We start from the raw sequence: 14,930 nt of genomic DNA, 5'->3' as shown, positions 1-14,930 counted from the left end.
GGAGCGTCATGACGAACGACTCCGCACCCCAGCTGCTGCCGGACTCCGGCGCTCCCGCGGCGACCGGCCGCATTCCCGAGCTGCTGCACGCCGCCGTGACCGCGGTCGGCGGCGTCGAGCGACCCGGGCAGATCCGGATGGCCGAGGCCGTCGCCGAAGCGGTCGACGGCGCCGAGCACCTGCTCGTGCAGGCCGGCACCGGCACCGGCAAGTCCCTCGCCTACCTGGTCCCGGCCCTCGCGCACGGCGACCGCGTGGTGGTGGCCACCGCCACGCTCGCCCTGCAACGCCAGCTGGTGGAGCGGGACTTGCCGCGCACCGTGGAGGCGCTGCACCCGATCCTGCGGCGCCGCCCGCTGTTCGCGATGCTCAAGGGCCGCTCCAACTACCTCTGCCTGCACCGGGCCAACGAGGGCACCCCGAGCGACGAGGGCGAGGGGCTGTTCGACCCGGTCGAGGCGCTGGGCGGTCCGAGCGGCAAGCTCGGCCAGGACGTGCTGCGACTGCGCGAGTGGGCGGACGAGACCGAGACCGGCGACCGGGACGACCTGACCCCGGGTGTCTCCGACAAGGCCTGGGCCCAACTCTCCGTCAACTCCCGCGAGTGCCTGGGTGCCAGCCGCTGCGCCTACGGCCAGGAGTGCTTCGCCGAGAAGGCGCGCGAGCGCGCCAAGCTCGCCGACGTGGTGGTCACCAACCACGCGCTGCTCGCCATCGACGCGATCGAGGGCGCCCCGGTGCTGCCCGAGCACGAGCTCCTGATCATCGACGAGGCGCACGAGCTGGTGAACCGGGTGACCGGCGCGGCCACCGCCGAGCTGACCGTCGGCGCGGTCAACCGAGCGGTCAAGCGCGCCGCCCGGCTGGCCAACGAGAAGGCGGTGGACGCGCTGCAGGCCGCGGCCGAGAGCTACCACGGCCTGATGGAGACGGCTCAGCCCGGCAAGGTCGACGAGCTGCCCGAGTACCTCGGCTACGCGGTGGCCGCGATCCGGGACGCCAGCCGCCAGGTGATCACCTCGCTCGGCGAGACCCGGGACAAGGGCCTGTCCGACGAGGACGCGGTGCGCAAGCAGGCGATGGCCGCCGCCGAGACGCTGCACGACACCACCGAGCGGCTGCTCTCCGAGTCGCCCTACGACGTGGTCTGGATCGAGCGCAACGACCGCTACGGCCTGGTCCCGGCCTCGCTGCGGGTGGCGCCGATGAGCGTCTCCGGGCTGCTGCGGGAGAACCTCTACAAGGAGCGCTCGGTGGTGCTCACCTCGGCCACCCTCAAGCTGGGCGGCGACTTCAACGGCGTGGCCGCCTCGGTGGGCCTGCCGGGGGAGGGCCGGCTGCCGCAGGAGCGCACGGCCGAGGAGCCGGAGCGCGAGCAGGGCGAGGACGCGCCGCCGTACTGGCGCGGGCTGGACGTCGGTTCGCCGTTCTCCTACCCCAAGCAGGGCATCCTCTACGTCGCCAAGCACCTGCCGCCGCCGGGCCGGGAGCCGGAGCGGCCGCAGATGCTGGACGAGCTGGCCGAGCTGATCGGTGCGGCCGGCGGGCGCACGCTGGGCCTGTTCTCCTCGATGCGGGCCGCCCAGACGGCGGCCGAGCAGCTGCGCGAGCGCCTGGACGTGCCGATCCTGCTGCAGGGCGAGGACACCCTGGGCGAGCTCATCAGGGCGTTCGCGAGCGACTCGGAGACCTGCCTGTTCGGCACCCTGTCGCTCTGGCAGGGGGTGGACGTGCCCGGCTCCGCCTGCCAGCTGGTGGTGATGGACCGGATCCCGTTCCCGCGCCCGGACGACCCGCTGATGAGCGCGCGGCAGAAGGCGGTCGAGGAGGCCGGCGGCAACGGCTTCATGGCGGTGGCCGCCACGCACGCCGCGCTGCTGATGGCGCAGGGCGCGGGCCGGCTGGTGCGGGCGGCCGACGACCGGGGCGTTGTGGCGGTGCTGGACCCGCGGCTGGCGACGGCGCGGTACGGCGGCTTCTTCCGGGCCTCGATGCCGGACTTCTGGTACACCACCGACCGCAACCAGGTGCGCCGCTCGCTGGCGGCGATCGCGCAGAGCGCGCCGCCGGTGCGGCCGGTCGCCCCGCGCGGCTGACGCAGGCCGTCCGCCCGGCGCCCGGCGCGATCGACGAACGCCTTGGGGCCCCGCACTCTCACCCAGTGCGGGGCCCCAAGGCGACCGGCGGCGCGATCAGAGCCTGCGCAGCACCGCGACGACCTTGCCGAGGATGGTCGCGTTGTCACCGGGGATGGGCTCGTAGGCAGGGTTGTGCGGCAGCAGCCAGATCCGGCCGTCCTCGCGCTTGAGGCGCTTGACGGTGGCCTCGCCGTCGATCATCGCCGCCACGATGTCGCCGTTCTCCGCGACCGGCTGGCGGCGCACGGTGACCCAGTCGCCGTCGCAGATGGCCGCCTCGATCATCGAGTCGCCGCGTACGGTGAGTGCGAACAGCTCGCCCTCGCCGACCAGTTGGCGGGGCAGCGGGAAGACGTCCTCGACCGTCTGCTCGGCCAGGATCGGGCCGCCGGCGGCGATCCGGCCGACCAGCGGGACGTAGGAGGTGGCGGGCCGACCGGCCGCCTCGGCGGTGTTCGGCCGGGTCACCTCGACGCCGCGCACCTCGTAGGCCCGCGGGCGGTGCGGGTCGCGCCGCAGGAAGCCCTTGCGCTCCAGTGCCATCAGCTGATGGGCGACCGAGGAGGTGGAGGAGAGGCCGACGGCTTGGCCGATCTCGCGCATGCTCGGCGGGTAGCCGCGGCGCTGCACGGAGTCCCGGATGACGTCGATCACCCGGCGCTGGCGCTCGGTGAGCCCGGCCTCGTCGGTGCGGATGCCGGGGGGACGGCCGGGCAGGGAGCGCAGCTGGCCGTTCGGCAGGCCCAGTGGGACGTCCTGCACCGAGGCGTGCTCGACGCCCTGGTCGGGGAGGTAGCCCGGGGCGGGGCCGAGGCCGGGGGCTCCTCCGGACGGAGTCTGGTGGGTGTCGGTGCGATCCATGCTCTGGTCCAAGCTCTGCTGGTCCACGGCGGTGCGCCCCAGCAGGTGCTGGGCGCGGTCCTGCACCGGGATACCGCGGGTGTCGGCGACGGTGTTCACGGGCGTCTGGAAGGCGCCGGCAACGGCGCTGGAACTGGTGCTGCTGGTCTGAACGGTGCTCACGGCGGCCCCTCTCGTCGGGCGTACTCCCTTGCCTGCCCAGCCCAACGGCAGCACCTATCGAAAGGTTGCGCCAAACACACGTTCGAGTGAATTATCGGGGAGTTGGCTGACTTGATCAAGGCATTCGGTGTATGTCGAGTAAATGTTCGATCGATGCCAATTCTAAGGGGCGGTTCCGGGCGGGGCGGGGGCCGGGTCGTGATCGGCGGCAATCGGCTGAAATCGTCTGCTCGGCTGTCCGGGTGAGGCTCGGCGACTGACCAGCGCCGATTGCGCGCGGTGAGCCCGAGGCTACCCGGATCCGGCGTGTCCGAGCGGCATGTTCACCTAGATCTAGTGGTTACATAGGTGCTCGTGGCCCACAGGTTGTGGTCCCCCGGTAGTCGATCATGGTGGGCGTCGCCTAGACTGGAGGCCGCTCGCCCGCCAGTCCAGCCAGGAAGGGAGTCAACCCGTGCACTGCCCCTTCTGCCGGCACTCCGACAGCCGTGTGGTCGACAGTCGGACCACCGAGGACGGCAGCTCGATCCGCCGTCGCCGCCAGTGCCCGGACTGCAGTCGGCGCTTCACCACGGTGGAGACCGCCACGCTGATGGTGATCAAGCGCAGCGGGGTGACCGAGCCGTTCAGCCGGGAGAAGGTGATCTCCGGAGTCCGCAAGGCCTGTCAGGGCCGGCCGGTCACCGAGGACGCCCTCGCGCTGCTCGGCCAGCGGGTCGAGGAGTGCGTGCGGGCCAGTGGCAGCGCGGAACTCTCCACCCACGATGTGGGATTGGCCATACTCGGTCCGCTCAAGGATCTGGACGTCGTCGCGTACCTTCGATTCGCGTCGGTCTACCAGGCCTACGACGGACTTGCAGACTTCGAGGCCGCCATCGCCGAGTTGCGTGGCGCTGAGCAGCCTCCCACCGCGTCGGAGGACGACGCCGCCGTCGTCTCCGTCGCCGCGCCCTAGGGCGCCACGCAGCCTTGGCCTCCCTTGGCCGAGGCATGCCTGAAAACAGGGTGCAAACCCACACAAACCGTGCGAAGCGGTCGGTGTTCCCGGCTGCCTGCCCGCACACCAGGAGAAGCGAAGCAGCGATACCCCAGAGGCGACAATTGGGGTGTTCGGGGCGTTTTGCCCAGGAGGAGGAGTACGAAGTGACAGACACGACGAGCGGTTCCGCACGCGGGTCGAAGTCCGACAAGGCCGCGAAGGGTGCCGGCAAGGCGTCCAAGGGCGGGCTGCGGATCGAGCGCATCTACACCACTCCCGGGGTCCACCCCTATGACGAGGTCAGCTGGGAGCGGCGCGACGTCGTCATGACCAACTGGCGGGACGGCTCGATCAACTTCGAGCAGCGCGGCGTCGAGTTCCCCGACTTCTGGTCGGTCAACGCGGTCAACATCGTCACCAGCAAGTACTTCCGCGGTGCGGTCGGCACCGAGCAGCGCGAGTGGAGCCTCAAGCAGATCATCGACCGCGTGGTGCTCACCTACCGCGCCGCCGGTGAGAAGAACGGCTACTTCGCCTCGCCCGCCGACGCCGAGGTCTTCGAGCACGAGCTGACCCACGCCCTCCTCCACCAGGTCTTCAGCTTCAACTCGCCGGTCTGGTTCAACGTCGGCACCAAGCAGCCCCAGCAGGTCAGCGCCTGCTTCATCCTGGCCGTCGACGACTCCATGGACTCGATCCTCGACTGGTACAAGGAAGAGGGGATGATCTTCAAGGGCGGCTCCGGCGCCGGCCTGAACCTCTCCCGGATCCGCTCCTCCAAGGAGCTGCTCTCCTCCGGCGGCAACGCCTCCGGCCCGGTCTCCTTCATGCGCGGCGCCGACGCCTCCGCCGGCACCATCAAGTCCGGTGGCGCCACCCGCCGCGCGGCCAAGATGGTCGTGCTGGACGTCGACCACCCCGACGTCGAGGCCTTCATCGAGACCAAGGTGAAGGAGGAGGAGAAGATCCGCGCGCTGCGCGACGCCGGGTTCGACATGGACCTCGGCGGGGACGACATCACCTCCGTGCAGTACCAGAACGCCAACAACTCGGTCCGGGTCTCCGACGAGTTCATGATGGCGGTCGAGAACGGCGGCGAGTTCGGCCTGCGGGCGCGGATGACCGGCGAGGTCATCGAGACCGTCGACGCCAAGAAGCTGTTCCGCAAGATGGCCGAGGCCGCCTGGGCCTGCGCCGACCCAGGCATCCAGTACGACTCGACCATCAACCACTGGCACACCTGCCCCGAGTCGGGCCGGATCAACGCCTCCAACCCGTGTTCCGAGTACATGCACCTGGACAACTCCAGCTGCAACCTCGCCTCGCTGAACCTGATGAAGTTCCTGCGCGACGACGACACGTTCGACGCGGAGAACTTCGCCAAGGTGGTCGAGCTGGTCATCACCGCGATGGACATCTCGATCTGCTTCGCCGACTTCCCCACCGAGAAGATCGGCGAGACCACCCGCGCCTACCGCCAGCTGGGCATCGGCTACGCCAACCTCGGCGCCCTGCTGATGGCCACCGGCCACGCCTACGACTCGAACGGTGGCCGTGCGCTGGCCGGTGCGATCACCTCGCTGATGACCGGCACCGCCTACCGCCGCGGCGCCGAGCTCGCCGGCGTGGTCGGCGCGTACGACGGCTACGCCCGCAACGCGGCCCCGCACCAGCGGGTCATGAAGCAGCACGCGGACGCCAGCAGCGCCGCCGTCGCGGTGGACGACCTGGACGCCCCGGTCTGGGCCGCGGCCACCGAGACCTGGCAGGACGTGCTGCGCCTGGGCGCGCGCAACGGCTTCCGCAACGCCCAGGCCTCGGTGCTCGCCCCCACCGGCACCATCGGCCTGATGATGGACTGCGACACCACCGGTGTGGAGCCGGACCTGGCGCTGGTCAAGTTCAAGAAGCTGGTCGGCGGCGGCTCGATGCAGATCGTCAACAACACCGTGCCGCGGGCGCTGACGCGCCTGGGCTACCACGGTGAGTCGGTGGAGGCGATCGTCGCCCACATCGCCGAGCACGGCAACGTGATCGACGCTCCCGGGCTGAAGGCCGAGCACTACGAGGTCTTCGACTGCGCGATGGGCGAGCGCTCCATCTCGCCGATGGGCCACGTGCGGATGATGTCCGCGATCCAGCCGTGGATCTCCGGTGCGATCTCCAAGACGGTCAACATGCCGCAGGACGCCACCGTCGAAGAGGTCGAGGAGATCTACTTCGAGGCGTGGAAGCTCGGCGTCAAGGCGCTGGCGATCTACCGCGACAACTGCAAGGTCGGCCAGCCGCTCTCGGCCAAGACCAAGGCCCCGGCCGCGGTCGAGCCGGCCGCGGCCCCGCAGCCGGCGGAGCAGGTCGTGGAGAAGGTCATCGAGTACCGCCCGGTCCGCAAGCGCCTGCCCAAGGGCCGTCCCGGCATCACCACCTCCTTCACCGTGGGTGGCGCCGAGGGCTACATGACCGCCAACTCCTACCCGGACGACGGCCTGGGCGAGGTCTTCCTGAAGATGTCCAAGCAGGGCTCGACCCTCGCGGGCATGATGGACGCCTTCTCGATCGCCGTCTCGGTCGGCATGCAGTACGGCGTGCCGCTGGAGACCTACGTCTCGAAGTTCACCAACATGCGCTTCGAGCCGGCCGGTCTGACCGACGACCCGGACGTGCGGATGGCGCAGTCGATCGTCGACTACATCTTCCGCCGCCTGGCGCTCGACTTCCTGCCGTTCGAGACCCGCTCGGCGCTCGGCATCCACTCCGTCGAGGAGCGCCAGCGCCACCTGGAGACCGGCTCCTACGAGCCGCTCGAGGAGGACGTGGACGTCACGGGCCTGGCCCAGTCCGCTCCGCGGGCCGTCGAGCCGGCCGCCGCGAAGCCGGAGGCGCCGGCCCCCGCCCCCGCCGCCGCCCCCGCCCCCGTGGCCGCCGCCAAGGCTCCGCACAACTCGACCGAGCTGCTGGAGATCCAGCTCGGCCTGAACGCGGACGCCCCGCTCTGCTTCTCCTGCGGCACCAAGATGCGCCGCGCGGGCAGCTGCTACCTCTGCGAGGGCTGCGGCTCCACCAGCGGCTGCAGCTGACGGCGGGCGCGCGGCCGCGTTGAGCGGGCCGGGGCGGGGAGGCCGGTGACAACCGGCCTCCCCGCCCCGGCCTTTTGCGCTGTCCGAGCGCCGCCGGGCCCGGTGGTGCGCCGACTGCGCTCAGTGGTCGTGTCGATACATAGACATCACGTCAACTAGCCGGTCGATCGGCTTATCTGAGTCGTTATGATTTGTTGACCGCGTGAACTGATCATGGGTCTCCAGCTGCTGCCGGAGGCCGGTGCGCGCTCGCCTGCCCTGCCTCCGACGCCCGCCGAGGAACCGCGCCATGACCGCACGCTCCCGCCAGTCCGGTAAACCGGCCGCGCTGGCCACCGCCCTGGTGGCAGTGGTCGTGGCCGGCGCCGCGGTAGTCGCGGCCGTCAGCAGTGCGCAGGCCGGGAACGGCCTGGCGGTCGGCCTCTGGTCCTCGCTGGCGGCGGCGGTGTGGTGCCTGACGGTCGGCGCGGTCCTGTTGCAGTGGCGCCGGGCCAGGCGGCTGGCGGTCGGACTGGCCACCGTCCGCACCAAGGGCGAGGCCGCGCTGGCCGCGGTGCTGCGGGCGGAGGCGGCCACCGCGGTGGCGATGGCCGAGGCGCGGGCCGCCCGGGCGCACGCCGCGGCGGCGCAGCGCGAGGCGGAGGCGGCCAGGGCCGAGATGCTCGCCGCTCGTGCCGAGGCCATCGAGGCGCGCAGCGAGGCGGCTGCCGTCCGGGCCGCGGCCGACGACGAGCGGGAGGAGCTCGCGCGGCTGGCCGAGCAGAGCATCCCGGAGGTGGTGCGCCGACTGCGCGCCGGGGCTTCGGTGGAGACCGTCCTGGTGGCCCATCGGCACACCGCGCACGAAGGCCTGCTCGCGCTGTTCGCCAAGGAGATCGGGTACGGCGAGCGCCAGCGCGCCGCGGCCCTGGCGGTCTGTGCGACGGCGGCCGGCCGGGTCCAGGCACTGGCCACCAGCATGCACGCGGAACTGCGCGAGATGGAGCACCGGCACGGCGAGGAGGTGCTCGGCGACCTGCTCCGGCTCGACCACAGCACCGCGCAGGCCGGCCGGATGGCCGACAGCATCGCCGTGCTGACCGGTGCCCGCAGTGGCCGGCGGTGGAGCCGGCCGATCCCGGTGGAGAGCGTTCTGCGCGGGGCGCTCGGGCGGATCAACGGCTACCAGCGGGTGCGGCTGCACTCGGCGAGCGGCGCGGCCGTGGCCGGCTACGCGGCCGAGGGCGTGATGCACGTGCTGGCCGAGCTGATGGACAACGCCGCCAACTTCTCGGCGCCGCCGGCCGAGGTGCACGTCTACGTCGAGGAGCTGCACGCGGGGCTCGCGGTCACCGTGGAGGACGGCGGGCTCGGGCTATCCGAGGTCTGGCTGCGGCGGGCCGAGCAGGCGGTCTCGGGGGAGCCGCTGGACCTGACCACGCTCTCGGCGGGGACCCGGCTCGGTTTCGCGGTGGTGGGCGCGCTGGCACGCAAGCACGGGCTGGCGATCTCCTTCCGGCCGTCCTCGCGCGGCGGCACGGGGGTGGTGGTCCTGCTGCCCGAGCAGCTGATCACCCACCAGGAGCGGGAGGCGGAGCCGGAGCCGGAGCGCGCCGAGGAGGCGAGGCCGCCGGCCGGGGCCCGGCCGACCGCACCGGCCGTCTCGGCGGTTCCGGCGCTGCCGCGTTCCGCGGGGGCGGGGGGCGCGGTGGAACCGGCGTCCCCGTCCGCCTCGTCCTCCTCCACAGCACCGAAGACACCGGCCGCCCTCGGCGGGGCGGACGGCCTGCCCCGGCGGCGGCGCGGTCAGACGCTGGCGGCGGCCGGCGGCGTGGCACCCACGGTGGTCCGGGGGCCCGCCCGGCTGCCCGTCCGGACCGCCGGGCCGGCCGACCGGACGGCGGACCGGAGGGCGGACGGCGGGGCGGACGAGGCGGGGGCGGGGGCGGTGGCCACCGCCGGCCGGTTCGGCGCCTTCCGCCAGGCCGCCCTGGGGGCGCGGCCGGCCGCACCGAGCACGCCTGCGGTGCCGCGCACCACCCCGGCGGCGGACGCTCCCGCGTCGCCCGACCACGCATCACCCGCGCACATCCCGAACACGGTGGAGGACAACACCTGATGACCAGCTCGACCGACCGCGACCTCGACTGGCTGTTGGAGAACCTGCTGGCCAACACGCCCGGCTCCCGGTACGCCCTGGTGCTCTCGGCGGACGGCCTGAAGCTCTGCCACAGCTCCGGCCTGAGTGCCGATCAGGCCGACCAGCTGGCCGCGATAGCCTCCGGCATCCAGAGCCTGGCGCACGGCGCCTCGATCGAGTTCGGCGACGGCAGTGGCGGGGTGCGGCAGTCGATGACCGAGTTCCACGGCGGCATCCTGTGCATCGTGGAGACCGGCCACGGCGCGCACCTGGCGGTGGTCACCGAGGAGAGCTCGGACGTGGGCGTGGTCGGCCACAACATGCATGGCCTGGTCGAGCAGATCGGCGAGTTCCTGAGCGCGCCGCCGCGCGGGAACGACACCACCGCGGGCGCGTGAGGCCGCCCCTGCGGCCGGGCGGCCTCGACGACGGCCCGGACCGGCTGTACACGGTGACCCAGGGGCGCAGCCGGCCCGGTTCGCACGCCTTCGACGTGGTGACCCTGATCGTCACCGAGCGGGCGCCGACCCCCGGCATGCAGTCCGAGCACGCCCGGATCCTGCGCCTGTGCGAGCGGCCGACCGCGGTGGTGGAGGTGGCGGCCGAGCTGAAGCTGCCGATCAGCGTGGTGAAGATCCTGCTCGGCGATCTGCTGGAAGCCGGGCGGATCACCGCCCGGCACCCGCGGTTCAGCCCCGCCCAGGCCCAGTTGCCCGATCTCGACACGTTGAAGCAGGTGCTGCATGGACTCCAACGGCTCTGAGGCCGGGGCCCGCACGCCGCCCCCGCGCATCCCGCTGCGGAGCACCGCCGACAACGCCTGGAAGATCGTGGTGGTCGGCGGGTTCGGCGTCGGCAAGACCACCCTGGTGGGGTCGGTGAGCGAGATCCGGCCGCTGGCCACTGAGGAGATCATGACCCGGGCCGGGATCGGCATCGACGACCCCTCCGCGGTGCGGGACAAGCGCGCCACCACGGTGGCCTTCGACTTCGGCCGGATCACCCTGTCGCCCGAGAGCGTGCTCTACCTGTTCGGTGCGCCCGGGCAGGAGCGCTTCTGGTTCCTGTGGGACCGGTTGTTCAGCGGTGCGCTCGGCGCGGTGGTGCTGGTCGACGAACGACGGCTGGCCGACTCCTGGTACGCGATCGACCGGCTGGAGCACCACGGGACGCCGTTCGTGGTGGCGCGCAACCTCTTCGGGCCGCCCACCCACTCGCTGGAGCAGGTCCGCGCGGCGCTGGACCTGTCGCCGCAGGTGCCGCTGCTGGACTGCGACGCACGCGAGCGCGCGTCCGGCAAGCAGGTGCTGATCGAGCTGGTGAGCCATCTCTACGCGCGTACCGAAGCCGGAATCCACGAGCGGGCGGCAGCGCACCGCGAGCCCGCAGAAGAGGAGAGCCACTCGTGACCGAGTCGGTGCCCACCCCGCCGCCCGGCTGCCCCGCGCACCGCGCCGCCGCGCCGCTGTACGGGCCGCGGTTCCAGACCGACCCGACCCAGGTCTACCGCGAGCTGCGGGCCGCGCACGGACCGGTCGCGCCGGTCGAACTGGCCGGCGGGGTACCGGCGTGGCTGGTGATCGGCTACCGCGAACTCCAGCTGGTGACCAGCCAGCCCAAGCTGTTCGGCCGCGACTCCAGCCGATGGAACGCCTGGCCCCGGATCCCGGCCGACTGGCCGCTGCGCCCGATGATGACCCCGGTGCCGTCGATCCTCTACACCGAGGGCACCGAGCACCAGCGCCGCTCCTCGGCGATCACCGACACCCTGGCCGCGGTCGACCCGTACGAGCTGACGAAGTACTGCGAGCGGATCGCCGACCGGCTGATCGACTCCTTCGCCGGGCGCGGGGAGGCGGACCTGGTCGCCGAGTACGCGCACCGGATGCCGCTGCTGGTGCTCTGCTGGCTGCTCGGCCTGGACGACGCCCAGGTGCCGGTGCTGATCGAGAACCTGCTGGCGATGCTGGACGGCGGACCCGACGCGCAGCAGGCCTCGCAGCGGCTGCTGACGGTGATGCTGGAACTGGTCGAGGCCAAGCGGGCCGAGCCCGGGGCGGACCTCACCTCCCGGTTGCTGGTCCACCCGGCCGGGCTGAGCGACGACGAGGTGGTGCGCGACCTACGGGTGCTGCTGGCCGCCGGCCACCAGCCCACCGCGTACTGGATCGCCAACGCGCTGCGGCTGATGCTGACCGACGACCGGTTCGCGGCCTCGCTCGTGGGGGGTCGGCGCAGCGTGGGGCAGGCGCTCGGCGAGGCGCTGTGGGAGGACACGCCCACCCAGATCTTCGCCGGCCGCTGGGCGGTGCGGGACACCCAGCTGGGCGGGCAGCGGATCGCGGCCGGTGATCTGGTGCTGCTCGGGCTCGCGGGGGCCAACGCGGACCCGGCCGTGCGCCAGCCCACCGGGGAGGCGGCCGAGGGCAACCGGGCGCACCTGAGCTTCTCGCACGGCGAGCACCGCTGCCCGTTCCCGGCGCAGGAGGCAGCCGAGGTGATCGCCGCGACGGCGGTCGAGGTGCTGCTGGACCGGCTGCCGGACCTGCGGCTCGCGGTCGCCGAGCACGCGCTCGTCTGGCGGCCCTCGGCCTGGGTGCGGGCCCTGGTGGCGCTGCCCGTCGGGTTCACGCCGTCGACGACGACCGGAGGAGCATTCGGATGACCGGCTTGGTGGCGCTCGACCCGCTGGCGCGTGACAACGCGGGGGAAGGGGCGGTGCTGCGCGCCGCAGGGGCGGTGGTGCGGGTGGAGCTGCCGGGGGGTGTGCGGGCCTGGGCAGTGGCGCGGCATGCGGCGGCCCGGGCGCTGCTGACCGATTCCCGGCTGGTCAAGGACGCCCGGCACTGGGCGGCCTACCAGCGCGGGGAGATACCGGGCGACTGGCCGCTGATCGGCCTGGCGGTGCCGGGACCGAGCATGGTGACCGCGGACGGCGAGCAGCACCGGCGGCTGCGCGCTTTGGTGGCACAGGCCTTCACCCCGCGGCGGGTCGAACTGATGCGGCCCCAGGTGGAACGGCTGACGGCCGAGTTGCTGGACGGCCTGGCGGCGGGGGAGCCGGCGGTCGACCTGAAGTCGGCCTTCGCCTTTCCGCTGCCGATGACGGTGATCGGCACGCTGCTCGGCGTCGACCCGGCCGACCACGGGTATCTGCGCGAGCTCTACGAGCGGTTCTTCAGCAGCGTGCCGGATCCGGAGGGGATCCAGGTCGTCATCGCGGCGCTGAACGCCTTCGTCAACGACCTGGTGCGGCAGCGGCGGGCGGCGCCCGGGGACGATCTGACCAGCGCGCTGCTGGCCGCCGATGTCGAGGGCAGCGAACTGACGGACGCCGAGGCGGCTGCGACGCTGCGGGTGATCATCGCGGCCGGGCACGAGACCACGGTCAACCTGATCACCAACGCGGTGCGCGCCCTGCTGGGGCACCCGGAGCAGCTGGCGCTGGTCCGCTCGGGGGCGGTGGGCTGGGGTGCGGTGGTGGAGGAGTCGCTCCGCTGGACGCCGCCGACCAGCAACTTCCTGTTCCGGTACGCGACGCAGGACATCGCGGTGGACGGGGTCGTGGTGCCGGCCGGGGAGCCGGTGCTGATCTCGTACAACGCGATCGGGCGCGATCCGCTGCAACACGGGGACAGCGCCGAACTGTTCGACGTCACCCGGGAGGCGAGCCGGCACCTGTCCTTCGGGCACGGGCCGCACGTCTGCCCCGGCTCGCCGCTGGCCCGCCTGGAGGCGCAGGTGGCGCTGCCCGCGCTCTTCGAGCGCTTCCCCGATCTGGCGCTGGCGGTGCCGGATGCCGAACTGCGGCCGGGCGCTTCGATCGTGGTGAACAGCCTGCGCGAGCTGCCGGTGCTGCTGAGGGGCTGACAGCAGGTCAGAGCCCGCTGTGCTGACTCTGCTTGGGTGCGAGAAGTCGATCTCTCGGACTTCTCGCACCCTTGGCGTTTTCAGGCCTAGGACGGGTAGATATGCGCGGGCACGGACCGGTGGCGGTGCCGGCGCAGCCGGCGGGCTGTCCGGCCGGCGTCAGAAGGTGAAGTCGCGCCGGTGAAAGCTGAACGCTCCCTTGGCGCGGGGTGATAGGTGGGTTAACGTCTTCAAGCCAGTCGCCGTCGACTCGGCCGAGGCCAGTACCGCCGCGGCCCTTTCCTCGACCTTCGGTTCAGCGCAGTGTCATGTGGTTCGTCTCAGGCCGCAGGAGAACGCTTTGAACATCACGATGAGTGCCCGGCTTCGACATCGACTCCTGGTGGCTCCGGCGCTGCTGGGACTCGCTCTGACGGCTGCCTGCTCCAACAGTTCCGGGGGCGGTGGGAACAATGCCAGTTCGGGGCCGCCGCTGTCGGGCGCCTGTGCCAAGTACCAGCCCTACGCCGGGCACGCCGGGACCAAGGTGACGATGTTCGCCTCGATCCTGAGCCCGGAGTCGGACTCGCTGGAGAAGTCCTGGGCCGAGTTCAGTTCTTGTACCGGGATCAAGATCTCCTACGAGGGCTCCAACGACTTCGAGTCCCAACTGCCGGTCCGGGTCAGCGGGGGCAACGCGCCGGACCTCGCGGTCATCCCGCAGCCCGGTCTGCTGGCCCAGATGGTCAAGACCGGAAAGGTCGTCAAGCCGCCGGCCCAGACCGTGACGAACGAGAACCAGTGGAACCCGGTCTGGAAGACCTACGGTTCGGTCAACGGGACCTTCTACGCGGCGCCGATGAGCGCCAACATGAAGTCGCTCGTCTGGTACTCGCCCAAGGCGTTCCAGCAGGCGGGCTACACCGTGCCGAAGACCTGGGACGAGCTGATGTCGCTCAGCGACAAGATCGCCAAGGCGGGCGCCAACGCGAGCAAGCCCTGGTGCGGCGGCATCGGTTCCGGCACCGCGACCGGCTGGCCGGCCACCGACTGGCTGGAGGAGGTCGTGCTCGGCAGCCAGGGCGGTGACGTGTACGACCAGTGGGTGAGCCACAAGGTCAAGTTCAGCGACCCGCCGATTCTCAACTCCATGCAGACGGTGGCGAACTGGATGCAGAACCCGGCCTGGGTCAACGGTGGGATCGGGGACGTGAAGTCGATCGCCACCACCACGTTCCAGGACGCGGGTGCGCCGATCCTCACGGGCAAGTGCTGGATGCTCCAGCAGGCCTCGTTCTACGAGGCGCAGTGGCCGCAGGGCACCAAGGTCGCCCCGGACGGCGACGTCTACGCCTTCGAGCTGCCGCAGACCAGCGCCTCGATCCCCCGGCCGGTCGAGGGCGGCGGCGAGTTCGTCACCGCCTTCTCCAGCCGGCCCGAGGTGCAGGCGGTGCAGAACTACCTCTCCACGGCGGACTGGGCCACCAGCCGGGTGAAGGTCGCCCCCGGTTGGGTCTCGGCGAACCGGGGCGTGGACAAGAGCCTCTACACCGACCCGATCGACAAGCTGTCGGCTGATGCGCTGACGGACCCGACGGCCACCTTCCGCTTCGACGCCTCGGACATGATGCCCGCGGCAGTCGGCTCCGGCGCGGAGTGGACGGCGTTCACGGCCTGGTTCGCGGAGGGCAAGCCGATCAAGCAGGTGGCTTCGGACATCGACGCCGCCTGGCCGCAGTAGGCGC

Annotated in this window: 11 protein-coding genes; 10 read left to right on the top strand and 1 reads right to left on the bottom strand. The window is 71.9% G+C overall.

All coding sequences use genetic code 11. The annotated features are described in order from the left end of the window. Window positions 1-8 precede the first annotated feature (8 nt). Window positions 9-2,096: an ATP-dependent DNA helicase gene (locus OG294_RS14970; RefSeq protein ID WP_327067004.1), complete on the top strand. Its 2,088-nt coding sequence runs from the start codon at window positions 9-11 to the stop codon at window positions 2,094-2,096. A 96-nt stretch (window positions 2,097-2,192) separates the two neighbouring features. On the opposite strand, the gene lexA is transcribed toward OG294_RS14970, so the two are convergent. After that, window positions 2,193-2,900 (bottom strand): transcriptional repressor LexA, encoded by a 708-nt coding sequence (gene lexA, locus OG294_RS14965; RefSeq protein ID WP_327071550.1) that lies wholly within the window; start codon window positions 2,898-2,900, stop codon window positions 2,193-2,195. A 715-nt stretch (window positions 2,901-3,615) separates the two neighbouring features. On the opposite strand from lexA, the gene nrdR reads away from it, so the two are divergent. The 9 genes from nrdR to OG294_RS14920 all read left to right on the top strand — a co-directional run bounded on the left by nrdR (window position 3,616) and on the right by OG294_RS14920 (window position 14,926). Then, the gene (gene nrdR, locus OG294_RS14960; protein WP_327067003.1) at window positions 3,616-4,116 is read left to right on the top strand and encodes a transcriptional regulator NrdR; all 501 of its coding nucleotides are present in this window, start codon (window positions 3,616-3,618) and stop codon (window positions 4,114-4,116) included. 188 nt (window positions 4,117-4,304) lie between these two features. Beyond that, complete coding sequence (locus OG294_RS14955) at window positions 4,305-7,217, top strand: vitamin B12-dependent ribonucleotide reductase (protein WP_327067002.1); 2,913 nt, start codon at window positions 4,305-4,307, stop codon at window positions 7,215-7,217. Window positions 7,218-7,506: 289 nt separating this feature from the next. After that, on the top strand, window positions 7,507-9,315 hold the full coding sequence (locus OG294_RS14950) for a sensor histidine kinase (protein WP_327067001.1): 1,809 nt from the start codon (window positions 7,507-7,509) through the stop codon (window positions 9,313-9,315). Beyond that, the gene (locus tag OG294_RS14945; protein WP_327067000.1) at window positions 9,315-9,734 is read left to right on the top strand and encodes a roadblock/LC7 domain-containing protein; all 420 of its coding nucleotides are present in this window, start codon (window positions 9,315-9,317) and stop codon (window positions 9,732-9,734) included. Before OG294_RS14950 ends, OG294_RS14945 begins: the two co-directional genes overlap by 1 nt. Beyond that, entirely contained in the window at window positions 9,731-10,099 is a 369-nt protein-coding gene (locus OG294_RS14940) for a DUF742 domain-containing protein (RefSeq protein WP_327066999.1), read from the top strand. The genes OG294_RS14945 and OG294_RS14940 overlap by 4 nt, the downstream gene beginning before the upstream one ends. Further along, on the top strand, window positions 10,080-10,745 hold the full coding sequence (locus tag OG294_RS14935) for a GTP-binding protein (RefSeq protein ID WP_327066998.1): 666 nt from the start codon (window positions 10,080-10,082) through the stop codon (window positions 10,743-10,745). Before OG294_RS14940 ends, OG294_RS14935 begins: the two co-directional genes overlap by 20 nt. Then, window positions 10,742-12,001, top strand: a complete 1,260-nt coding sequence (locus OG294_RS14930; protein ID WP_327066997.1) for a cytochrome P450 — start codon at window positions 10,742-10,744, stop codon at window positions 11,999-12,001. The genes OG294_RS14935 and OG294_RS14930 overlap by 4 nt, the downstream gene beginning before the upstream one ends. After that, a complete protein-coding gene (locus OG294_RS14925; RefSeq protein WP_327066996.1) occupies window positions 11,998-13,206 on the top strand; it encodes a cytochrome P450 family protein in 1,209 nt (402 codons plus the stop codon). The genes OG294_RS14930 and OG294_RS14925 overlap by 4 nt, the downstream gene beginning before the upstream one ends. Before the next feature lie 340 nt (window positions 13,207-13,546). Beyond that, window positions 13,547-14,926, top strand: coding sequence for an ABC transporter substrate-binding protein (locus OG294_RS14920; RefSeq protein WP_327066995.1), 1,380 nt, complete (start codon window positions 13,547-13,549; stop codon window positions 14,924-14,926). Window positions 14,927-14,930: the final 4 nt, after the last annotated feature.

It is taken from the genome of Kitasatospora sp. NBC_01302, assembly GCF_035976515.1.
Lineage (GTDB): Bacteria > Actinomycetota > Actinomycetes > Streptomycetales > Streptomycetaceae > Kitasatospora.
The sequence above is the reverse complement of the archived record's forward strand: the minus strand, read 5'-3'. Positions and strand labels throughout refer to the sequence as shown.

Coding starts and splice junctions, on each gene's coding strand:
- OG294_RS14925 (WP_327066996.1), top strand. CDS start 11,998: ATGACCGGCTTGGTGGCGCTCGACCCGCTGGCGCGTGACAACGCGGGG.
- OG294_RS14950 (WP_327067001.1), top strand. CDS start 7,507: ATGACCGCACGCTCCCGCCAGTCCGGTAAACCGGCCGCGCTGGCCACC.
- OG294_RS14945 (WP_327067000.1), top strand. CDS start 9,315: ATGACCAGCTCGACCGACCGCGACCTCGACTGGCTGTTGGAGAACCTG.
- OG294_RS14970 (WP_327067004.1), top strand. CDS start 9: ATGACGAACGACTCCGCACCCCAGCTGCTGCCGGACTCCGGCGCTCCC.
- OG294_RS14935 (WP_327066998.1), top strand. CDS start 10,080: ATGGACTCCAACGGCTCTGAGGCCGGGGCCCGCACGCCGCCCCCGCGC.